The 18,977-nt window shown below is 73.2% G+C and carries 21 protein-coding genes; 10 read left to right on the top strand and 11 right to left on the bottom strand.

What is annotated here, in order from left to right; genetic code table 11:
- The first annotated feature begins 103 nt into the window (after positions 1 to 103).
- Positions 104 to 610, top strand: coding sequence for a nuclear transport factor 2 family protein (locus AB0C76_RS04930; protein WP_359959797.1), 507 nt, complete (start codon positions 104 to 106; stop codon positions 608 to 610).
- A gap of 21 nt (positions 611 to 631) precedes the next feature.
- Here AB0C76_RS04930 and AB0C76_RS04925 read toward each other — a convergent pair whose 3' ends face one another.
- Positions 632 to 1,036 carry a RidA family protein gene (locus AB0C76_RS04925; RefSeq protein WP_359959794.1) on the bottom strand — a complete coding sequence of 135 codons (405 nt, stop codon included), beginning with the start codon at positions 1,034 to 1,036 and terminating at the stop codon, positions 632 to 634.
- A gap of 211 nt (positions 1,037 to 1,247) precedes the next feature.
- Between AB0C76_RS04925 and AB0C76_RS04920 the strand changes: the two genes are divergently transcribed.
- Positions 1,248 to 1,880, top strand: coding sequence for an NlpC/P60 family protein (locus tag AB0C76_RS04920; RefSeq protein WP_359959791.1), 633 nt, complete (start codon positions 1,248 to 1,250; stop codon positions 1,878 to 1,880).
- Positions 1,881 to 1,884: 4 nt separating this feature from the next.
- Here the strand turns inward: AB0C76_RS04920 and AB0C76_RS04915 are convergent, their stop codons facing one another.
- On the bottom strand, positions 1,885 to 2,361 hold the full coding sequence (locus AB0C76_RS04915; RefSeq protein ID WP_359959788.1) for a MarR family winged helix-turn-helix transcriptional regulator: 477 nt from the start codon (positions 2,359 to 2,361) through the stop codon (positions 1,885 to 1,887).
- A 74-nt stretch (positions 2,362 to 2,435) separates the two neighbouring features.
- On the opposite strand from AB0C76_RS04915, the gene AB0C76_RS04910 reads away from it, so the two are divergent.
- Entirely contained in the window at positions 2,436 to 2,840 is a 405-nt protein-coding gene (locus AB0C76_RS04910; protein ID WP_359959785.1) for a VOC family protein, read from the top strand.
- A 49-nt stretch (positions 2,841 to 2,889) separates the two neighbouring features.
- Here AB0C76_RS04910 and AB0C76_RS04905 read toward each other — a convergent pair whose 3' ends face one another.
- Both AB0C76_RS04905 and thrS read right to left on the bottom strand, forming a co-directional pair.
- On the bottom strand, positions 2,890 to 3,441 hold the full coding sequence (locus tag AB0C76_RS04905) for a hypothetical protein (protein WP_359959782.1): 552 nt from the start codon (positions 3,439 to 3,441) through the stop codon (positions 2,890 to 2,892).
- Positions 3,442 to 3,567: 126 nt separating this feature from the next.
- Positions 3,568 to 4,875: a threonine--tRNA ligase gene (gene thrS, locus AB0C76_RS04900; RefSeq protein ID WP_359959779.1), complete on the bottom strand. Its 1,308-nt coding sequence runs from the start codon at positions 4,873 to 4,875 to the stop codon at positions 3,568 to 3,570.
- Positions 4,876 to 5,089: 214 nt separating this feature from the next.
- Between thrS and AB0C76_RS04895 the strand changes: the two genes are divergently transcribed.
- Entirely contained in the window at positions 5,090 to 5,662 is a 573-nt protein-coding gene (locus AB0C76_RS04895) for a GNAT family N-acetyltransferase (RefSeq protein WP_359959776.1), read from the top strand.
- A 3-nt stretch (positions 5,663 to 5,665) separates the two neighbouring features.
- Here AB0C76_RS04895 and AB0C76_RS04890 read toward each other — a convergent pair whose 3' ends face one another.
- Positions 5,666 to 6,568 (bottom strand): LysR family transcriptional regulator, encoded by a 903-nt coding sequence (locus AB0C76_RS04890; RefSeq protein WP_359959773.1) that lies wholly within the window; start codon positions 6,566 to 6,568, stop codon positions 5,666 to 5,668.
- A 152-nt stretch (positions 6,569 to 6,720) separates the two neighbouring features.
- Between AB0C76_RS04890 and AB0C76_RS04885 the strand changes: the two genes are divergently transcribed.
- Positions 6,721 to 7,107 (top strand): VOC family protein, encoded by a 387-nt coding sequence (locus AB0C76_RS04885; protein WP_359959770.1) that lies wholly within the window; start codon positions 6,721 to 6,723, stop codon positions 7,105 to 7,107.
- A gap of 70 nt (positions 7,108 to 7,177) precedes the next feature.
- Here the strand turns inward: AB0C76_RS04885 and AB0C76_RS04880 are convergent, their stop codons facing one another.
- From AB0C76_RS04880 to AB0C76_RS04870, 3 genes are read right to left on the bottom strand one after another with little or no spacing between them, the layout of a single operon-like run.
- Entirely contained in the window at positions 7,178 to 7,894 is a 717-nt protein-coding gene (locus AB0C76_RS04880) for a leucine-rich repeat domain-containing protein (protein WP_359959767.1), read from the bottom strand.
- Entirely contained in the window at positions 7,891 to 8,781 is an 891-nt protein-coding gene (locus AB0C76_RS04875; protein WP_359959765.1) for an RNA polymerase sigma-70 factor, read from the bottom strand. Before AB0C76_RS04875 ends, AB0C76_RS04880 begins: the two co-directional genes overlap by 4 nt.
- A gap of 52 nt (positions 8,782 to 8,833) precedes the next feature.
- Positions 8,834 to 9,319: a universal stress protein gene (locus AB0C76_RS04870; protein ID WP_359959762.1), complete on the bottom strand. Its 486-nt coding sequence runs from the start codon at positions 9,317 to 9,319 to the stop codon at positions 8,834 to 8,836.
- Positions 9,320 to 9,464: 145 nt separating this feature from the next.
- Here AB0C76_RS04870 and AB0C76_RS04865 point away from each other — a divergent pair, with 145 nt between their 5' ends.
- The gene (locus AB0C76_RS04865; RefSeq protein WP_359959759.1) at positions 9,465 to 10,037 is read left to right on the top strand and encodes a 3'-5' exonuclease; all 573 of its coding nucleotides are present in this window, start codon (positions 9,465 to 9,467) and stop codon (positions 10,035 to 10,037) included.
- A gap of 54 nt (positions 10,038 to 10,091) precedes the next feature.
- Here the strand turns inward: AB0C76_RS04865 and AB0C76_RS04860 are convergent, their stop codons facing one another.
- The 3 genes from AB0C76_RS04860 to AB0C76_RS04850 all read right to left on the bottom strand — a co-directional run bounded on the left by AB0C76_RS04860 (position 10,092) and on the right by AB0C76_RS04850 (position 13,957).
- The gene (locus AB0C76_RS04860) at positions 10,092 to 11,294 is read right to left on the bottom strand and encodes an acyl-CoA dehydrogenase family protein (RefSeq protein WP_359959756.1); all 1,203 of its coding nucleotides are present in this window, start codon (positions 11,292 to 11,294) and stop codon (positions 10,092 to 10,094) included.
- An 18-nt stretch (positions 11,295 to 11,312) separates the two neighbouring features.
- Positions 11,313 to 12,542 carry a cytochrome P450 gene (locus AB0C76_RS04855; RefSeq protein ID WP_359959753.1) on the bottom strand — a complete coding sequence of 410 codons (1,230 nt, stop codon included), beginning with the start codon at positions 12,540 to 12,542 and terminating at the stop codon, positions 11,313 to 11,315.
- Positions 12,543 to 12,628: 86 nt separating this feature from the next.
- Positions 12,629 to 13,957 (bottom strand): FAD-dependent monooxygenase, encoded by a 1,329-nt coding sequence (locus AB0C76_RS04850; protein ID WP_359959750.1) that lies wholly within the window; start codon positions 13,955 to 13,957, stop codon positions 12,629 to 12,631.
- A gap of 290 nt (positions 13,958 to 14,247) precedes the next feature.
- Between AB0C76_RS04850 and AB0C76_RS04845 the strand changes: the two genes are divergently transcribed.
- The 4 genes from AB0C76_RS04845 to AB0C76_RS04830 all read left to right on the top strand — a co-directional run bounded on the left by AB0C76_RS04845 (position 14,248) and on the right by AB0C76_RS04830 (position 18,977).
- On the top strand, positions 14,248 to 15,441 hold the full coding sequence (locus AB0C76_RS04845) for an epoxide hydrolase family protein (protein ID WP_359959747.1): 1,194 nt from the start codon (positions 14,248 to 14,250) through the stop codon (positions 15,439 to 15,441).
- A gap of 89 nt (positions 15,442 to 15,530) precedes the next feature.
- Positions 15,531 to 16,916, top strand: a complete 1,386-nt coding sequence (locus AB0C76_RS04840; RefSeq protein WP_359959744.1) for a condensation domain-containing protein — start codon at positions 15,531 to 15,533, stop codon at positions 16,914 to 16,916.
- A 44-nt stretch (positions 16,917 to 16,960) separates the two neighbouring features.
- The gene (locus AB0C76_RS04835; RefSeq protein WP_359959742.1) at positions 16,961 to 17,809 is read left to right on the top strand and encodes a TauD/TfdA family dioxygenase; all 849 of its coding nucleotides are present in this window, start codon (positions 16,961 to 16,963) and stop codon (positions 17,807 to 17,809) included.
- A gap of 154 nt (positions 17,810 to 17,963) precedes the next feature.
- On the top strand, positions 17,964 to 18,977 hold the full coding sequence (locus AB0C76_RS04830; RefSeq protein WP_359959739.1) for an iron-containing redox enzyme family protein: 1,014 nt from the start codon (positions 17,964 to 17,966) through the stop codon (positions 18,975 to 18,977).

Below are 18,977 nucleotides of genomic sequence, written 5' to 3'. Positions count from 1 at the left end.
CTCGCTTCACGATCGTTGCACAGCCTCCCATTGATCGTCCGACCGCTCTGGCGGGAGGGTGGAGCCATCGCCGAAGATCCCCCACCTCCACAGGAGTTGCACCATGTACGTCACCACCGACCGCGCCCTCGCCGCCCCCGCCGCCGACCCGGAGGCAGTCGCCGCCGAACTGCGCGACCGGACCGAGATCCTGGACGCCCTCCTCCGCTTCGGCCTCGGCCAGGACCTCCACGACCGCGGGTTGTTCGCCTCCTCCTTCACCCCGGACGCCGAACTGGACTTCCGCCCGGCGGCCGCCGCGTGGGGCGCCGAACCGCCCGTGATGGCCGGCCGGGACCACATCGTGACCACGATCCTCGGCATGTTCGCCGGCCGGGTGACCACCACCCACCAGATCACCAACCCCCGCATCACCGTGGACGGCGACCGGGCCCGGCTCACCTCCCTCGTCGAGGCGCAGCACGTGCTGACGGCCGACCCCGCCACCCACGCCCTGCTGAAGAACCGCTACGACGTCGAACTGCACCGCGACGGCGACCGCTGGCTGATGCACCGGGTGCGGATCGACAACGTGTGGCTCACCGGCGAGCCGCGCGCCATCTTCGGCTGAGCGCCCCGCAGGACCTGCGCGTCAGGGCAGCACGGCCACCGCCTCCACTTCCACCAACTGGTCCGCGTAGCCCAGCACGGCGACGCCGAGCAGCGTGCTGGGGGCGTCGTGCTCCGCCATGTACGAGCGGTACACGTTCCACACCTTCACGAGGTCGGCCTGACGGGAGGACGCTACGTAGACCGTCGTCCGGGCGATGTCGGTCCGTGCCGCGCCCGCCTCGTCCAGGGCGGTTATGAGGTTCCGCATGACCTGGTGCGCCTGCCCCTCGTAGTCGCCGACGGCGACCGTCCGGCCCTTCTCGTCCAGCGGACAGGCGCCGGCGAGCCAGAGCGTACGGACCGGCGCGTCGACGGCCGCCGCGTAGGCGTAGTCGACGGCCGGGGCCAGACGAGTGCTGCGGATGAGCTTGACGGGACTGGTCACGGTGGCCTCCGGAGGTCGCGGTCGAACCTTTGCGCCCATCGTTGGCCGCACCTGAGGGGGCGTCAAACGATTTGCGGGCGAATTTCCCGCCGTTCCGAGGCCGATGCGGTTCGCGATTCACCGTTCCGGGTGATGGCGGCCCGACGGCTCCGGCCGGGATCCTGGTGTCCCGAGGCCTGACGAGACGCCGACAACACCGGGAGAGTGAGCGATGGAGTCCCAACTGCCGCACCACGAGGACGGTTCGGGCGTCGGCCGGCGCCGGATGCTGGGGATCGCGCTCGGGGCCGGACTCGTCCCCGCCCTGGGGGCGTCGGCCGCCGCGAGCGCCGGACCCGCGCCGAGCGGCCCCGCCCCGACCGAGCCCGTGGCGGCCGCCGCACTCGGACGACGCGTCGCCGAGGTGGCCGCCGCGCAGATCGGCGTGCCGTACGCGTGGGGCGGCGGCGACCGGCTCGGGGCGAGCTACGGCTTCTGCGACGGCGAGAACGGCTACCTCGACGGGGTCTGCCTCGGCGAGAACACCGTCGGCTACGACTGCAGCGGCCTGTCCCTCTACTGCTGGTACCTCGCGAGCCAGGGGAAGGTCGAGCTCGCCCACTACACCGTCGCGCAGTTCAACCGCAGCGCCGAGGTGCCGCGCGACGCCATGCTCCCGGGAGACCTGATCTTCTTCTCCCGCCCGGACGCGATCCTGCACCACGTCGGGATCCACGCGGGCGACGGCGCGATGATCCACGCCGAACGGACGGGCACGCGCGTCGCCCGCGTCGAGAACGTGCTCGCCGTTCCGCGCTGGGCCGACGAGTTCGCGGGCGCCCGGCGCCCGCACCCCGCCTCCTAGCGCCTCACAGGCCGAGCCGCCCCGCCGTCAGGCCGGCGTGGACGCGCAGCAGCAGCTCCTGGAGCACCTCCCGCTGCGGCGCGTCCAGCGGCGCGAGCACCTCGTCCTGCACCGACCGCGCCTCGGCGTCGAGTTCGGCGAGCAGCGCCCGCCCCGCGTCCGTCACGGACACCGACACGCGTCGCCGGTCGGCGCCGTCGCGGGCCCGCTCCACGTGGCCGCCCGCGGCCAGCCGGTCGGCGACCTTGGCGAGGTCGCTCGGGTCCAGGGCGAGCCGCTCGCAGAGCTCGCGCTGGGCGTGCGGCCCGAAGTCGGCGAGGGCGGCCAGCACGGCCATGTCCCACAGTCGCAGCCCGCGCGCGGCCAGCCGTTCGCCGAGGCGGGCCCGCGCGGTGCGGCCGATCCGGGAGAGGAGGTAGGTGCTGAGGTCGAGCAGGGTCGGCGGCATGCCGTCCGGGGACGGGGCGGCGGGAGAGGTCATGGCTGAATTCTAGGCTTCTTCCTATAGTGGGTTCACACCTACTAATATTCGAGTCACGCCCAGGAGCCCTGTCCATGGACGCCCTGTACCCCCGCCTGCTCGTCACGCGCTTCGCCGAGTGCTTCGGCTTCTACCGCGCCGTCCTCCCGCCCCTCACCGGCGCCGTCCTGGTCAAGGGCACCCCCGAGGGCCCGTACGCCAACTGGGACGTCGACGGCCAGGCCGTCCTCGTCCTCTACGACCGCGCCGCCATGGCCGCCACCCTCGGCACCACGGACCTGCCCGCCCGGACCTCCGCTCAGGACTGCGCGATGCTGGTCTTCCGCGTCGACGACGTCGACAAGGCGCTCGCCCTCTGCCTCGCCCATGGCGCCACCCTCGCCGCGCCCGCCACCGACCGTCCGGAGTGGGGCCCGAACCTGCGCAGCGCCCACCTGCGGGACCCGGACGGGCACCTGATCGAGCTGCAGTCCTACTGACGCGCACCGGCGGCCCCGACCGAGCGGGCGGAGCCGCCGGAACGGACGCTCAGCGGTGGAAGACCTGGAGTTCGCGGACGGCGTCGTTGAAGTTCGCCCCCAGGTAGGAGGCCGGAAGGTCCATCGTCTTCTCCACGCTGAGCGTGGACCACAGGTGGACGGCGTTGCAGTTGTTGTAGCCCTTCATCGACGAGACGCTGAGCGCCACGTCGATGTAGTTGACGAGGTGGTAGCCGTTGCCGTCGCAACCGCCGGCGTCGCCGTAGAAGGCGTAGATGACGCCGCCGCCGTAGTCGGCGTCCTTGAACTCCTCCAGCAGCAGCGTCCGGTCCATGGGCCGCTCGGCCGACCGGTCCACGCCGTCGGCCTTGGCGAGGGCGTCCTCGCGGGAGTCCGACGAACAGGCTCGCCCGAGCACCGGGGACCGGCCGTCCGCGCCGGGCACGTGGCCGAGGACGGCGGCGCAGTACTGCACCGCCGGGATCGGGAGCGGTCGGGACGGGAAGGACGAGGCCGGGGCGGCGGGTGCGACGGCGGCCGACGCGGCGAGGGCCAGGCACGCGACGAGGGCGGGCCCGACGATCCTGCGCGGGATGCGCATGGGTACCTCCGGAACGAGGGGGACGGCGGCCGGGGACTCGACCGCCGCGCCCATTCGACGGGCGGCCGAGTCCTCTTGACGATCCGACACACCGTTTGCCGCACTAGTCGTACGTATGCCACCGGATCAGCGGGCGGGCTCCTCCTCCCACAACTCGCCGCTGCACGCCGCCACCAGCGCGCCGATCCGGGCGAGCGCCTCCTCGGCCGGCATCGGGTCGAGCCGGCGCCCGTCCCGAAGGCGCAGCGCGACGCGCCCGTCCGCCGCCTCCCGCGCGCCGATCACCGCCTGGTACGGCACCAGACGCGCCCCCCGGATCCGCGCTCCGAGGCTCCCGTGCTCGGGACCGGCGATCTCGGCGCGCAGCCCGAGGTCGAGGCAGCGTTCGCGCAGCCGCTCGGCCTGCGGGACCTCCGCCTCCGAGATCGGCACCAGCACGATCTGGGCCGGCGCGAGCCACGCGGGGAACGCGCCGCCGTGGAGCTCGATCAGGTGGGCGACCACCCGCTCGACGCTGCCGATCACGCTCCGGTGGACCATCACGGGGCGGTGTTTGGCGCCGTCCGGCCCGATGTAGTGCAGGTCGAACCGCTCGGGCTGGTGGAAGTCGATCTGGACGGTGGAGAGGGTGAACTCGCGCCCGGCGCCGTCGGCGATCTGGACGTCGATCTTGGGCCCGTAGAACGCGGCCTCGCCCTCCGCCGCCTCGAACGGCACGCCGGAGCGCTCCAGCACGTCGGTGAGCAGCGCGACCGCCCGTTCCCAAAGGGCCGGGTCGGCCACGTACTTGCCGCCCGCGCCGGGCAGCGAGAGGCGGTAGCGGACGGGCACGATGCCGAGCGCGCGGTGCGCCTCGCGGATCAGCTCCAGCGCGGCGACGGCCTCGTCGGCGGCCTGCGCGGGGGTGCAGAAGACGTGGGCGTCGTTCAGCTGGATCGCCCGGACGCGGGTGAGGCCGCCGAGCACGCCGGACAGCTCCGAGCGGTACATGCCGCCCAACTCGGCCATCCGAAGGGGCAGTTCACGGTAGCTGTGCGGGCGGGAGCGGTACATCAGCGCGTGGTGGGGACAGAGGCTGGGGCGCAGCACCATCTCCTCCGAGCCGACTTGCATCGGCGGATACATGTCGTCGCGGTAGTGCGCCCAGTGGCCGGAGATCTCGTACAGCTCGCGCTTGCCGAGGACGGGCGAGTAGACGTGGCGGTAGCCGGCGCGGCGCTCGCGGCCGCGGACGTACTCCTCCAGGGCGTGCCGGACGGCGGCGCCGTCGGGCAGCCAGTAGGGCAGGCCGGAGCCCATCAGGGGGTCGGTGTCGAAGAGGTCCAGCTCGCGGCCGAGCTTGCGGTGGTCGTGCGCGGCGACGTGCGCGGCGGCGACGTGCTCGTGGGCGTCGGCGCAGTCGGCGTGGACGTCGGCGGGGACGTGAACGTTCATGGGGTGGTCTCCACTCGGAGGGCGGGACGAGTGGATCCGGAAACGGCGAAGCCCCGGGGCACTCGCCCCGGGGCTTCGGACTAGGTCGGCAGTCAGCGCACCGGGACTCTCTCCGGCGTCGTCGTGGCGAGTGCAGCGCGCTTCATGTGATCCACCGTAGCAGGCGGATGAAGCCGGTGGTGATCTTTTTCCGACGCACGGCTAGGTTGTCGGCATGACCTTGTCGACACGTACAGCAGTCGCCGCCGACCGTGCCACGGTGCTCGCCCTGATCGACGGCGCCCGGGGCGAGGGGCTGTCCCCGGAGGAGCGCGCGGAGCGGGGTTTCGTGCAGGGCCGCTTCGACGGGGACAAGCTCGCCTCGATGGAGGCCACCACCGGCGTCTACGTCGCCGAGGAGGACGGGCGGATCGCGGGCGCCGCCCTCACCGCCCCCGCCTCGCCGGCGCTCGACGAAGGGCCGCCGCGGCAGACCTGGGAGGCCGCCCTGCGCGCCGGGCTCGCGCCGGACCGCTTCTACCTGTACGGGCCGGTGGTCGTCGATCCGGCCTTCCGCGGGCGCGGGGTGGTGCGGAGCCTGTTGCGGGCGGTCGACGCGAACCTCCGCGACCGCTTCGACCACGGCGTCCTGTTCGTCGAGCGGTCCAACCACAAGTCGCTCGCGGTCCACCGGCACCTGGGCATGCGCGAGGCCGCGGAGTTCACCGTGGCGGACCGCACGTACACGGTGTTCAGCTTCGCGTCGGGCACCTTCTGCGACCAGCCGGCGGCGACTCCGGCGGGCTGATCGCTACCGCGCCACGGCCGCACCGGCGGCGGCCACGTCGGCCGCCGCCCGGACGAACTCGCGGACCCGCTCCGTCGTGTTGCCCGGCAGCCAGACCGGGCCGCGCTCGATCGGCGGGGCGTCGTGGATCGGGACGTAGGCGAGGTCGGGGCGCGGGTAGTACTGGCGGCAGTGCTCGCCGACCGGCAGGACGCCCCGGCCCAGCGCGACCAGGCTGAGCATCTCGGAGAACGTCCCGCCGGAGGGCCCCTTGGGCACGGGCCGACCGGAGGGGGTGCGGTCGGGGGTGCGGTCGCGCTTGAACCCGACCGACGTCACCGCCGGGTACTGCACCACCGGGTGGTCCGCGAGCACTTCGAGCGACACCGACTCCTCCCCCGCCAGCGGGTGCCCGGCCGGCACCGCCAGGGCGCGGCGCTCGGTCAGCAGGACCGGCCCGGTGGCCATGCCGTCGAAGGGGTAGGAGGCGACCAGGACGTCGACCGAGCCGTCCTCCAGACCGGACCGCGAGTTGGAGAGCTGCGCCTCCCGGACGTCCACCCGGCAGTCGGGGTGCCGCTCGCCGAACAGCGCGACCGCCCGGAGCAGCACCGGTGCCGTCCACTCGCCCATGAACGCGACCCGCAGCTCGCCCGTCACCCCCCGGCCGGCGTCCACCGCGCGGCGCAGGGCCTCCTCCATCGCGGCCACCACCGGAGCGAGGTCCTCGGCCAGCTGCCGCCCGACCGGGGTCAGCCGGACGGACCGGCTGGTGCGGTCGAACAGCGGCGCGCCGATCCGGCGTTCCAGCTTCCTGACCACCTGGCTGACCCGCCCGGTGGTGAGGTTCAGCAGCTCGGCGGTCCGGCCGAAGTGCAGTTCCCCGGCGAGCGCGAGGAAGACCTCGATCTCCAGCCGCTCCAGCATGCCGCCCCCTCGCCCGCTCCCGGCACCGTTCGCTCCGGCATCGTTTAGTCCAGCTCAACGATCATACGACCATCCGGCATTGATGATCACTTCCTGGCGGAGGATCGTGGAACACGTCACCAGCGGAACCCACACCCCCGGAGCAGGCCACCATGCGCGTCATCGCCTTCGACCACCTCGTCCTCAACGTCGCCGACATCGAGCGCTCCCTCGCCTTCTACTCCGGCCTCCTCGGCCTGGAGCCCGTCCGGGTCGACGAGTGGCGGGCCGGCAAGGTGTCCTTCCCGTCCGTCCGGGTCACCGCCGGGACCATCATCGACCTGGTCCACCGCCCCCGGCACGAGTCCAACGTCGACCACATCTGCCTCACCGTCGAGCCCCTCGACTGGCAGGAGGTCATCGACTCGGGCGTCTTCACCGTCCTGGAGGGCCCCGTCCCCCGCTACGGCGCCCGCGGCACCGCCACCTCCGTCTACGTCCAGGACCCGGACGGCAACACCGTCGAGCTGCGGTGGTACCCGCAGGACACCACCGCCTGAAGCAGAGGGGGCCGCCCCGGACCCACGGGGGTGGACCGGGGCGGCCCCCTTCGGGACCGGTGCGAAGAGCTCAGCAGAGGACCTCGCAGCCCCGGGCCGCGAGGGCGTCGAGCAGGGCGGGGGCAGGGCTCACCGGGTTCCAGCGGAGGTCGAGCTTCTCCAGGGCGGGGAGTTCGGTGAGCCACGGTGGCAGGGTGGTAATCCGGTTGCTCCGCAGGTCGAGGCGGCGCAGCAGGGGGAGACCGGCGAGGGGCGGAGGGATCTCGGTGAGGTGGTTGTCGCGCAGGTCCAGCTCGCGCAGGTCGGCCAGGTCCCGGACCGACTCGGGCAGGCTGCTCAACCGGTTCTCGCGCAGCCAGAGTTCGCGCAGGGCGCCGAGGCGGCCGATCGACTCCGGGAGCGCGGCGAGCCGGTTGTACTGGGCGCGGAGCTCCACCAGCGACGCCATGTCGCCGATCGTGGAGGGGAGTTCGCGGAGCCGGTTCTCGCCGACGTTGAGGTAGCGCAGCGCGGTGAGGCGGCCGAGGGTTTCGGGCAGGGTGAACAGCCCGTTGTCGTGCAGGTAGAGGAAGTCGCGCAGGCCCGTCAGGTCGCCCAGTTCGGCGGGGAGGGCCGCGAGTTCGTTGTGGCCGAGGTCGAGGGTGCGCAGGCGCTGCAACGCGGCGACGGCGGGCGGCACTTCGGTCAGGCCGGTCTCGGCCAGGATCAGGACCGTCACGTCGGTGCGGTCCCAGACGTCGGCCGGCACCTCGGCGAGGGGCCGGCGCCAGAGGTTCAGGGTCGTCACGCCGTCTCCCCGGCCAGGCCGGTCAGCTTGTCGGGGTTGACCTGGAAGCGCAGGTTCTGCAGGCGGCCGTCGGCGATGTCGTAGGTGAGCGCGCCCACCGGGTGGCCGGCCATGGTGAAAAGGACGCTCTGCTCGCCGTTGATGACGGCCGACCGCCAGGCCATGCCCCGGAGTTCGGGCTTGGCGAGGACGCCGAGGATCCAGCGGGCGACGCCGTCGGTGCCGTGCAGCGGGCGGCGGGCCGCGGTGACCTTGCCGCCGCCGTCGGACCACGCGGTCACGTCCGGGGCGAGGAGCTCCATCACCGCGTTCAGGTCGCCGCCCGTGCAGGCCGCGAGGAAGCGGTCGGTGATCTCGCGGCGCTGTTCCGGGTCGCTGTCGAAGCGCGGGCGGCGGGCGCGGACGTGTTCGCGGGCGCGGTGGGCGGTCTGGCGGACCGTCGCCTCGCTCCGGTCGAGGAACCCGGCGATCTCCGCGTGCGAGAAGCCGAAGGCCTCGCGCAGCACGAACACCGCCCGCTCGACGGGGCCGAGGCTCTCCAGGACCACGAGCATCGCGGTGGAGACGGAGTCCGCGAGCTCGGCGCCGTCCGCGATGTCCGGGGCGGTGAGCAGGGGTTCGGGCAGCCAGGGGCCGACGTAGGCCTCGCGCTTGGCCCGGGCCGAGGTGAGCCGGGTCAGCGAGAGGTTGGTGACCGTGCGCACCAGGTAGGCCCGGGGGTTGGCGACCGTCTCCCGGTCGACGCGGGACCAGGCGAGCCAGGCGTCCTGCAGCACGTCCTCGGTGTCGGCGACGCTGCCGAGCAGGCGGTAGGCGGTGCCGAAGAGGAGTCGGCGGTGCTCGGTGAAGTCGTCCAGCGCGTCGGGTGCCGCAGGTGTGTCGATCACACGGTCAGGCTGCCAGCGGTGCACCCGCCGCCGCAAGTGCCCAGCGGCCGCGTCACAGCCTCACGGCAGGGGTGGCCGCGCTGCGCTTCGCGGTCGGCGGCACGGTGAGCACCGGGCAGCACGCGTGCTTCAGGCAGTGGGCGGCCACGCGACCCCGGACACGGAAGCGGCCGGTGCCCGTGCCCAGGACCAGCAGGCCGCCCTCCCGGTCCGCGATCCGGACCAGGGCGGCGGCCGGTGCGCCGCGCACCAGTGCGCCGTCGGCGACGACCCCGGCGGCGAAGGCCTGTTCCACCGCCGCGGCCAGCACGTCGGCGGCGGCCTCCCGGGCCTCGACGACCGGGGGCCAGTCCGGGTGGCGCAGGGTGCGCCGCGCGCCGACCGGCGACGTCCAGGCGTGCACGACGAGCCGGCCGACACCGGTGCGCCGGGCCCGGGCGATCGCCCACCGCAGGGCCGCGAGACTCCCCGGTGATCCGTTCACGCCCACGACGAGACGGCCGCGTCCCGGCCCTTCGTCCCAGCCGTTCCCTGCCATTCCTGCCCTTCGACGGTGTCCTGCCGGATCGCGGGGCGATACGCCGCAGCCGCGTCGATCCACCCGGCCTCGACACCCACCATGCCCACCGGGCGCGGCCGATAACCGATTGACCGCGCCGACGACCGCCGCCCATGATCCCCGCATGGACGCACGATTGCTCAACGTGGTGGACGTCGAGGCCACCTGCTGGGACGGCCCGGTGCCGCGCGGCGAGGTCAACGAGATCATCGAGATCGGACTGACCGTGGTCGACCTCGAAGCCCGCGAGCGCGTCGGGCGCCACCGGATCCTGGTGCGGCCGAAGCGCTCGGCCGTCAGCGCGTTCTGCACCGAACTGACCGGGCTCACCCAGCGGGAGGTCGACACCGGCCTGCCGTTCGCCGACGCCTGCGCGCTGCTGGCCGCCGAGCACGGCGCGGGCGAGCGGGCCTGGGCCAGCTGGGGCGACTACGACCGCAAGCAGTTCACCCGCCAGTGCCGCGACAACGGGGTGGTGTACCCCTTCGGCTCCGGCGAGCGGCACACCAACGCCAAGGCGGTCTTCGCGCAGGCGCACGGGCTGCGCAAGCGCCCCGGCATGGCGCAGGCCCTGGAGCTGGCCGGGCTGCCCCTGGAGGGGCGTCACCACCGGGGCGAGGACGACGCGTGGAACATCGCGGCGCTGGTCCTCGGCCTGGTCCGGGCGGGCCACTGGGCGCAGGACGCCGGGGCCTGAGGTCAGAGAAGGTCCGCCGCCCCCGGGTGCTTTCCCGAGGGCGGCGGAACCGGGCTACAGGTACATCGTGTTGGGCGCCAGGCCGCACAGCACGCGGCCGTAGAGCTCGGTGTTGGTCGCCGGATGCATCAGGGCGTGCAGGCTCAGCGCGTGGAGGTCCCGCACAGTGCGCTGGAGCGGGCCGGTGAGGTAGAGGGAGCCGCCGCCGCTCGCGTCGCCGAGGCTGCGGGCCGTGCGGGTGGCGCGGTCGAAGACGCGGCCGAGGTAGGCGCGGGCGTGCACCCGCTCCTCGACCGTCCACGGCTCGCCGGCCGCGCCCTTGGCGTCCACCAGGGCGGCCAGCCGCGCGGCGTGGCCCTCGGCCTCCTCGATCCGCAGCGCCGCCTCGGCGACCTGGAGGTGGGTGACGGGGGCCTCGCGCCGCGACGCGTACTCGGTGTAGGTGATCTTCTTGTCGAGCTGCTCCAGGTACGTCGCGAGCGCCGACCTGGCGAGGCCGATCGCGGTGCCGGTGAAGGTCGTGCAGCCGGTGGCGATGAGCGGGGCGCGGTAGAGCGCCGACTCCGGGTTGAGCTTGGAGGCGGACTGCTCCTGGAGCACGAGGGCGAGCGGCAGCAGGCGGTCCTGCGGCACGAACACGTCCTCGGCGACGGTGGTGACGCTGCCGGTGCCCCGCAGGCCGGTGGTGTCCCAGTCGTCGACGATCGTCAGATCGGAGAGCGGGACCAGTGCCATCAGCGGCCACTGCGACTGCCCGTCCGGCGTCGGTCCCATCGCGAGGGCGACCTGCCACCCGCTGTGGTGCGCGCCGCTGATGAACTGCCAGGCGCCGTTCACCACGGCGCCGTCGGCGGCCGGGACGGCGGTGGCGCTCGGGCTGAGCACGCCGCACACCCGGACGTCCCCGGCGGACGAGCCGAACACCTCGTCCTGGACGTGGTCGGGGAACTGGCAGGCCATCCAGGCCGAGACGGACCACGCGGAGACGTTCCACGCCGCGGAGCCGTCGCCCCGGGCGAGTTCGGTCATCACCTCGACGAAGGTCGCGGCGTCGGTCTCGTAGCCGCCGTAGCGGGCCGGCACCCGCATCCTGAACAGGCCGGCGTCGGTCAGCGCCGCCAGGGACTCCTCGTGCAGCCGCCGGTGCTCGTCCCCCCACGGGGCGTTGGCGCGCAGGACGGGGGCGACTTCGGCCGCGCGGCGGACCAGCTCCGCGCGGGCCGGTGCGTTCGCGTTCACCGGTGCGTTCGCGTTCATGGGGCTCCTCCGGGGTGGTCAGGAAGCGGGCGTCAGGCGGATGGGCAGCGTGGCGGTGCCGTTGAGCAGGAAGGTGCCCTGCGGCTGGACCTCCTCGGCCGGGACGGCGAGGGCCAGGTCGGGGAAGCGCTCGAACAGCGCGGGCAGCCCGATCGCGGCCTCCATGCGGGCCAGCGGCGCGCCGAGGCAGTGGTGGACGCCGTAGCCGAAGGACAGGTGCTCCTTGTCGGGGCGGGTGATGTCGAAGCGGTCGGCGTCCTCGCCGTGCCGGCCGCGGTCGCGCCCGGAGGCGGCGAAGCCGATCAGCACCGGGTCGCCCTTGGGGATCCGCACGCCCGCGATCTCCACCTCCTCGGTGGTGAAGCGGAAAGGCAGCTGGGCGATCGGGGACTCGACCCGCAGGGTCTCCTCGATGACGTCCCGCCACGGCACCTTCCCCTCGCGGACCAGCGCGAACTGCTCGGGATGGGTGAGCAGCGCGACGACGGCCTTGCTGAGCAGGTTGGTGGTCGTCTCGGAACCGGCGCCGAGCATCAGGTGCAGGGTGCCGGCGAGTTCGGACTGGTTGAGCCGGGAGCCGTTGTCCCGGGCCTCGATCAGCATGCTCAGGAGGTCGTCGTCCGGCTCCCTGCGCTTCATCTCGATGAGCTCGTACATCGCGTTGTGCCAGGACTCGACGTTGGCGACGGCCTCCTCGTGGTTGATCGTCGTCTCCGTGTTGACCTCGCCGCCGCGCATCACGTCGCGGCGCATGTGCTCGGGGACGCCGAAGAGTTCGCAGATCACCTTGGTGGGCAGCGGGTAGGCGTAGCGGTCCTTGAGGTCGACGACCTCGCCGGGCGCGGCGGTGGCGAGGTCGTCGAGGAGCTCGCGGACGATGCGCTCGACGCGCGGGCGCATGGCCTCGGTGCGGCGCATGGTGAAGGCCTTGGCGGTGAGGTTTCGCAGCCGGGCGTGGGCGGCGCCGTCGCTGGTGGTCATGTTGTCCATGAGCACCCAGCCGATCAGCGGGAAGTCCTCGCTGATCTCGCCGTTGACGAAGGCCGGCCAGTGCTCGTGGGCGTTCTTGGCGAAGCGTTCGTCGTTGAGCACCTGGCGGACGGTGTCGTAGCCGACGACCGACCAGGCGCGGACGTCGCCGGGCAGGGTGACCTGCGCCACCGGGCCCTGCGCGCGCAGGCGTTCGGCCTCGGCGTGGACGTCCCGGCCGGTGGGGTCGAGCACGATGGGCTCGGGGTGGGCTGTCACGGGGAACCTCCGGTAGTTCCGTGTGCGGGTGGGTCCGTCAGAACACGCGGCAGAACGCGCGTCGGAAGGCCTGGTCGGGAGGCGCGTCAGGGCTTGGGCCGGGGGCGGAACACCCGGGCGACCACCGAGGGCCGCATGAGCGCCTGGGGCGGGTCGACCAGGCCGGCCGCGCGCAGGAACGCGGTGGAGAGGGTGCCGTCGTGGGCGGCGGCGGCCTGCAGGCGCGGCATGTAGAGGTTGGCCATCCGCACGGCGAGCGTGCGCCGGCCCCGGACCCCGGGGAAGCCGAGGTCGCCGCCGACGGCCATGTCCCAGGGCGCGTCGATGACGGCCGCGAGGTCGCGGAAGTAGTCGCGCGGGCGGGGCGGGACGCCGCGCTCCAGGTGGCTGCGGAGCACGGTGGCGCCGATCGCTGCGACGGTCATGCCCTGGGCGTAGACGGGGTTGAACACGCAGGCGGCGTCGCCGATCGCGAGCAGGCCGTCGGGCAGGCGCTCGACGCGCTCGTAGCGGTGGCGCACGTTGGCGGGGAAGTGCATGGAGACCGGCTCGGTGACCATCCGGGCGTGTTCGACGGCCGCGTGGATCTCGGGGACGGGCATCTTCTTCGCGAAGGCGAGGAAGCCCTCCGGGTCGGTGGGCGGGCGCTCGCCGAGCAGGCCGTAGAGGGCGAGGGCGTAGCGGTCGTGCAGGCGCACCAGCGTGGCGCCGCGCGGCCGGCCGGGGCCGGCGACGCAGACCAGGCCGGCGCCGTCGCCGATCGGGTCGACGGGCAGCGGGGCGGCGAACTCGGCGGTGGTGTAGGTGAGGTCGATCTTGACGCGCTCCTGCGGCACCTGCGGGTAGCCGAGTTCGCGGAGCCAGCGCGGGGTGCGCGAGCCGCGGCCGGTGGCGTCGACGACGAGGTCGGCGGCGAGGACCTCCTCGGCGCCGTCGAGGGGCTGGACGCGCACGCCGGTGACGCGGCCGCGGTCCGGCGAGGAGTCGAGGCCGTTGATGTCGCAGCGGTCGAGGAGGCGGACGTTGGACAGGGCGAGGACGCGCTCGCGCACCCGGGCCTCCAGCAGCGGGCGCTCGGCGGAGACGCAGATCAGCCCGGTCTCCGCCTTGCGGATCGGGCGGCCGGCGAAGTACCAGGTGAGTCCGGTGCCGAAGTCGCAGACGGGGACGCCGAGTTCGGCGAGCTCCTTGGTGAGGCCGGGGAACAGTTCCTCCAGCACCTGCTGGCCGCGGGCGAGCAGGCCGTGGACGTGCCGGCCCTGTGGCGCGCTGCGGCGCGGGGCGGCGGAGGAGGTGAGCGCGTCCCGGTCCACCACCGTGACGCTGCGGTAGGCGTCGGCCAGCAGGCGGGCGGCGAGCAGCCCGGCCACGCTGGCGCCCAGCACCACGGCCCGGTCGCCGATTCGAGTAGCCACCGTGCTCCCCTCTTTGGAACGTCCGACGGCGGAAGGAACGGAAGGAGCGGAAGAATGCGAACGAGAGCGCACATTCGGAGAAACGGGAATGTGCGGCGCGGGCCGAAGCGGCACGCTCGGCCGACGGCACCATCATTGACGGCCCGCGAATTCGCCTCTACTTCCAGATTGCTCTGTCGCCCGGCGGTGCCCCGGTGATCCCTGTTGAGCGCCGGAGCGCGCTGGTAGCGTCCCCGGGCGGCAGGGACGAAGGGGCGGCGTGCCGCCCGTCGAATTGAGGAGGCCCGGAAATGCAGCCGTTCCGAATCGCCGTTCCGCAGGAGGACCTGGACGACCTCAACCGCCGCCTGGCCGCGGTGCGCTGGCCGGCCGAGGTCCCCGGGGCGGGCTGGGCCCGCGGGGTGCCGCTGGAGTACCTGAAGGAACTCACGGAGTACTGGCGCACGGAGTTCGACTGGCGGGCCGCGGAGGAGCGGCTGAACCGCTTCCCGCAGTTCCGCACCGAGATCGACGGCGCCACCGTGCACTTCCTGCACGTGCGCTCCCCCGAGCCGGACGCCACGCCGCTGATCCTCACCCACGGGTGGCCGGGCTCGGTCGCCGAGTACCTGGACGTCATCGAGCTGCTGACGGACCCGCGCGGCCACGGCGGCGACGCTGCGGACGCGTTCCACGTCGTCATACCGGCCCCGCCCGGCTTCGGATTCTCCGGCCCCGCGCCCGAGGCCGGCTGGGGCGTCCCGCGGATCGCGCGGGCCTGGACGGAGCTGATGCGCCGGCTCGGCTACGGCCGCTACCTGGCCCACGGCGGCGACCTCGGCGTGTGGATCTCGCTGACCGCCGCCGCGCTCGACCCCGAGCACCTCGCGGGCGCCCACGTGACGTTCCTGCTCACCCCGCCCACCGGTCCGGAGGACCTGGAGGGCCTCGACGAGGCGGACCGGGAGCGGCTCGCCCACCTGGCCGCGTTCGAGACCACCGGCCGGGCCGGCTACATGAAGATCCAGAGCACCCGCCCGCAGACCCTCGCCTACGGCCTCACCGACTCCCCGGTCGGCCAACTGGCGTGGATCGCCGAGAAGTTCCAGGACTGGACGAGCGGCGACTCGATCAGCCGGGACCAGCTCCTGACCAACGTCTCGCTCTACTGGCTGACAGCGACGGCCGGTTCGTCCGCACAGCTGTACTACGAGATGGCCGACATGCTCCCCGACGCCGCCCGCCGGCCCGTCGCCGAGCCGCCGCACCCGGTGCCGCTCGCCGTCGCCGCCTTCGCGCACGACGGGAGCCTGCCGGTGCGGCGGATCGCCGAACGGCGCTTCCCGAACATCGTCCAGTGGAGCGAGTTCGCCGAGGGCGGGCACTTCCCCGCCCTGGAGGTGCCCGAGCTCCTCGCGGGCGACCTGCGCTCCTTCGCCCGCGCCGTCCGGGCCCACGAGGCCGCCGCCGAGCAGCCCAAGCAGGAGCCCGAAGAAATCCGCTGAAAGTTTTTTCGCCGCCGCCGTCCAAACCGCCGTCCTCCCGTTCGTCGGAGTGTCGAACCGCACTCCGACCGCCGAGCCGAGGAGACGACGTGCCGCACACCGAGGACGCAGCGCCGGTCCCGCCCGCCGGGAACGCCGGGGACGGGACCGGCCGCCACCCCCTCTCCAGCCAGCAGGAGCACTGGTGCGCCAACGCGGGCTCCGGCTCGTTCGGGCCCCGGTTCACGGTGTCCAAGGCGCTGCGCATCACCGGGCCCGTCGACGTGGCCGCGCTCCAGGGCGCACTGGACGACGTGGTGGCACGGCACGAGGTGCTGCGCACGGTGATCGTGCGCGACGCCGAGCCGCCGTACCAGCAGGTGCGCCCGGCCACCCGGGTGCCGCTGCACGTGCGGGACCTGCCGGTGGCCTGGGCGCGGCGCGACGCGGCGGCGCAGCAGCTGCTCGCCGAGGCCGAGTCGACAGCACTGCCCGTCGAACGGCTGCCGCTGCTGCGGGCGTTCCTCACCCGCTTCGACGCACGGGACGCGGTGCTCGGCCTGGTCAGCCACCACACGGCCTGCGACGGCTGGGCGCTCCAGCTGATCCACCGCGACCTCGCCGCGTGCTACGCCGCCCGGACGGCGGGCCGCGAGCCGGGCCTGCCGGCGCTGCGCCAGTACGGCGAGTACACGCGGTGGCAGGCGGAGAACCAGTCCGGCGACGCGGCGGCCGAGAACCTCGCGTACTGGCGCAAGCGGCTGGACGGCGCGCCGTTCTTCACCCTGCCGACCGACCGCCCGATCCCGCCCGAGCACACCGAGCTGTACGTCGCGCACCCCTTCCGCTTCGACGCGGCGACGACGGACGCGGTGGCGGCGCTGGCCAAGGCCGCCCGCTGCTCGCGCTTCATGGTGATGCTGGGGGCGTTCGCCGTACTGGCGAGCCGGATCTCCGGGGCGGACGACCCGGTCGTCAACACGATCGTGCACGGGCGGGGCCGGCCCGAGTACCAGGACACCGTGGGCCCGTTCCTCAACTTCCTGGCGCTGCGCACCGACCTCGCGGCCGCGGGCACGTTCCGCGAGCTCCTCCTGGCCGTGCGCACCACCTGCCTGGAGGCGTACCGGCACGAGGTGCCGATCCACTGGGTCGAGCAGGCCGTGCCGTCGCTGATGGCGCCGATGGCCGATCCGCGCAACTGCGACTTCATCTTCGGCTTCTCCGAGACGCTGGCCGCGCCGGCCGGGGGCGCGGACCCGTTCCTGATCTCCGAGGGGACCGCGCCGGTCGCCAAGGGCGAGAGCGCGAGCGAGCAGATCCCGGGCGGCGCCGCCTGGAACATGGGCGTCTCGCCGTCGGGGGAGATCAGCGGGATGGTCCAGTACAACCCCGAGGAGTTCGACGAGGAGACGGTGGCCGGCTGGGTGGCGGCGTACCGGCGGATCGTGCTCGCCGTCCTCGCGGATCCCGAGCGCGACTGGCGCACCCTCTGACCGACGGCCGCAGACCGAGGTACCTCACACGAGAGGTGTTTCCCATGACGTCCTACACGCTCGAACCGCTGGGCCCCGTCTTCGGCGCCCGCATCACCGGCATCGACCTGCGCGAGGAGGTCGACCGGGAGACCGCCGACCGGATCCTCGACGACCTCGTCCGCCACCGCGTCCTGGTCCTGCCGGGCCAGGACCTGAGCCACGCCGACCACGTCCGCTTCAGCCGGCTGTTCGGCCCGCTGGACGTCTACCCCGTCGCCCGGTACGTCGTGCCGGACCACCCCGAGGTGCTGAAGATCAGCAACATCTTCGAGGACGGCGAGCCGATCGGCCTCTACGACGGGGACGACCAGGAGGAGTGGCACACCGACTACTCGTGGCGCGAGGTCATGAGCCGCGCGTCGCTGCTGTACTCGGCGATCGCCCCCGAGGAGGGCGGCGACACGGTCTTCGCGGACAGCACCACGGCCTACGACGAGCTGCCCGAGGAGGTCCGGGAGCGGATCGACGGCCTGAAGGCCGTCCACTCCATGACGTACCTCGTGGACCAGGAGCTCCTCACCAACCCGCACAAGAAGCCGCTCTCCGCCGAGGAGCGCGAGCGCACCCCGGACGTGGCGCAGCCGATCGTGCGCCGCCACCCGGTGACCGGCCGCAGCTCGCTCCTGCTCGGGAGCATGATCATCAGCGGGGTCGTGGGGCTGGACGAGAAGGAGGGCGCCGAGCTGCTGGACGACCTGCACGCGCACGCCACCAAGGAGCGCTACCTCTACCGCCACCGCTGGAACGTCGGCGACCTGGTCATCTGGGACAACGACGCGACCATGCACACCCGCACCCCGTGCGACAGCCGCTACCACCACCGGCTGCTCTACCGCACCACGGTGATGTGACGGCCCGTCCGCCGTCGAAAAGCCGCACGCCCGTTCCGCCCGATCCGTGCGGACAAAACCCTGCGTGAACGAACCGCAACCGCATTCTGGAAGATGCGGTCAGGCCGACCTGCCCCGGGATAATTCCCGGGGAGGGAAAACCCAGGAGGAATGCATGTCCGGGGCCATTTCTGAGAGCATCGCGCCGCCGCGCGCCGGGACCGGCACGAAAGACCGGTCCGGTGCGGAAAGCCCGTCCGGCGCGGGGGACCACGCCGGCGCGGAAATCGCCGCCGCCTTTCCGGCGGCCGGCACCGAGCCGGACGCCGCCGTCCGCCTCGCGCTGATGGAGCGGCTGCACCGTCACTACACCGGCTACCTCGGCGGCGCCGAAACGTTCCTGTCGATGCCGCGCCTCAACGCCGACCCCGTCATCGCCGCCACCGAGGACGCCTGGCTGCGCTGGGAGGACGGGCGGGTGGACGAGGCGCTGCTGCCGCGCACCGCCGAGGGCCTCGCCGACTGGTTCGCCGACCTGCGCTCCCGGCACGTCCAGCCCGCCTTCTGCCGCTACCTCGCCGACGAGGCCACGATCGAGGAGATCGCGCTGTTCTTCCTCGCCGAGGAACTGGTCGACAGCCGCTTCGACGACCTCGTCGCCCTCGCCCAGCTCGGCGCGACCGGCACCAGCAAGCTCACCATGGCCGAGAACTACTGGGACGAGATGGGCGAGGGCAAGCTGGAGCAGATGCACACCCGGCTGTTCGAGCACTCGGCCCGGTACATGCGCGGCCGGCTCGAACTCAGCGGCGTGGACGTCTCCGGCCTCGGCGGCATGGAGGTGTTCGAGAACGCCAACCTCGTGCTCATGTACGGCGTCCACCGGCACCTGACGCCCCGCCTGCTCGCCGCGATGGGGCTCATGGAGTACACCGCACCGGTGCGCTTCCAGGCGATGGTCGACGGCTGCGCGCGCCTCGGCGTGCCGGACGACGTCATCCTCTACCAGCGCATCCACGTCCACGTGGACGCCGACCACGGCGCCGAGTGGCTGGAGAACGTGCTCGCCCCACTGGCCCACCACTCCCCCGAGGTGCTGCGCGAGATCGGCATGGGCGCGCTCACCCGCGAGCGGGTCGCCAACGCGTACTACACCCGGGTCTGGCAGCAGATGCGGGCGCTGCGGTGA

It is taken from the genome of Kitasatospora sp. NPDC048722 (genome assembly GCF_040650235.1).
Taxonomy (GTDB): Bacteria; Actinomycetota; Actinomycetes; order Streptomycetales; family Streptomycetaceae; genus Kitasatospora.
This window is presented reverse-complemented; position numbering and strand designations above follow the sequence as displayed.

What these genes read in the sequence shown, in the direction of transcription:
- thrS (WP_359959779.1), bottom strand. Translation starts at nt 4,875, where the DNA reads ATGAACGTTCACGTCCCCGCCGACGTCCACGCCGACTGCGCCGACGCC.
- AB0C76_RS04895 (WP_359959776.1), top strand. Translation starts at nt 5,090, where the DNA reads ATGACCTTGTCGACACGTACAGCAGTCGCCGCCGACCGTGCCACGGTG.
- AB0C76_RS04890 (WP_359959773.1), bottom strand. Translation starts at nt 6,568, where the DNA reads ATGCTGGAGCGGCTGGAGATCGAGGTCTTCCTCGCGCTCGCCGGGGAA.
- AB0C76_RS04920 (WP_359959791.1), top strand. Translation starts at nt 1,248, where the DNA reads ATGGAGTCCCAACTGCCGCACCACGAGGACGGTTCGGGCGTCGGCCGG.
- AB0C76_RS04845 (WP_359959747.1), top strand. Translation starts at nt 14,248, where the DNA reads ATGCAGCCGTTCCGAATCGCCGTTCCGCAGGAGGACCTGGACGACCTC.
- AB0C76_RS04930 (WP_359959797.1), top strand. Translation starts at nt 104, where the DNA reads ATGTACGTCACCACCGACCGCGCCCTCGCCGCCCCCGCCGCCGACCCG.
- AB0C76_RS04860 (WP_359959756.1), bottom strand. Translation starts at nt 11,294, where the DNA reads ATGAACGCGAACGCACCGGTGAACGCGAACGCACCGGCCCGCGCGGAG.
- AB0C76_RS04905 (WP_359959782.1), bottom strand. Translation starts at nt 3,441, where the DNA reads ATGCGCATCCCGCGCAGGATCGTCGGGCCCGCCCTCGTCGCGTGCCTG.
- AB0C76_RS04870 (WP_359959762.1), bottom strand. Translation starts at nt 9,319, where the DNA reads ATGGCAGGGAACGGCTGGGACGAAGGGCCGGGACGCGGCCGTCTCGTC.
- AB0C76_RS04915 (WP_359959788.1), bottom strand. Translation starts at nt 2,361, where the DNA reads ATGACCTCTCCCGCCGCCCCGTCCCCGGACGGCATGCCGCCGACCCTG.
- AB0C76_RS04910 (WP_359959785.1), top strand. Translation starts at nt 2,436, where the DNA reads ATGGACGCCCTGTACCCCCGCCTGCTCGTCACGCGCTTCGCCGAGTGC.
- AB0C76_RS04835 (WP_359959742.1), top strand. Translation starts at nt 16,961, where the DNA reads ATGACGTCCTACACGCTCGAACCGCTGGGCCCCGTCTTCGGCGCCCGC.
- AB0C76_RS04865 (WP_359959759.1), top strand. Translation starts at nt 9,465, where the DNA reads ATGGACGCACGATTGCTCAACGTGGTGGACGTCGAGGCCACCTGCTGG.
- AB0C76_RS04885 (WP_359959770.1), top strand. Translation starts at nt 6,721, where the DNA reads ATGCGCGTCATCGCCTTCGACCACCTCGTCCTCAACGTCGCCGACATC.
- AB0C76_RS04830 (WP_359959739.1), top strand. Translation starts at nt 17,964, where the DNA reads ATGTCCGGGGCCATTTCTGAGAGCATCGCGCCGCCGCGCGCCGGGACC.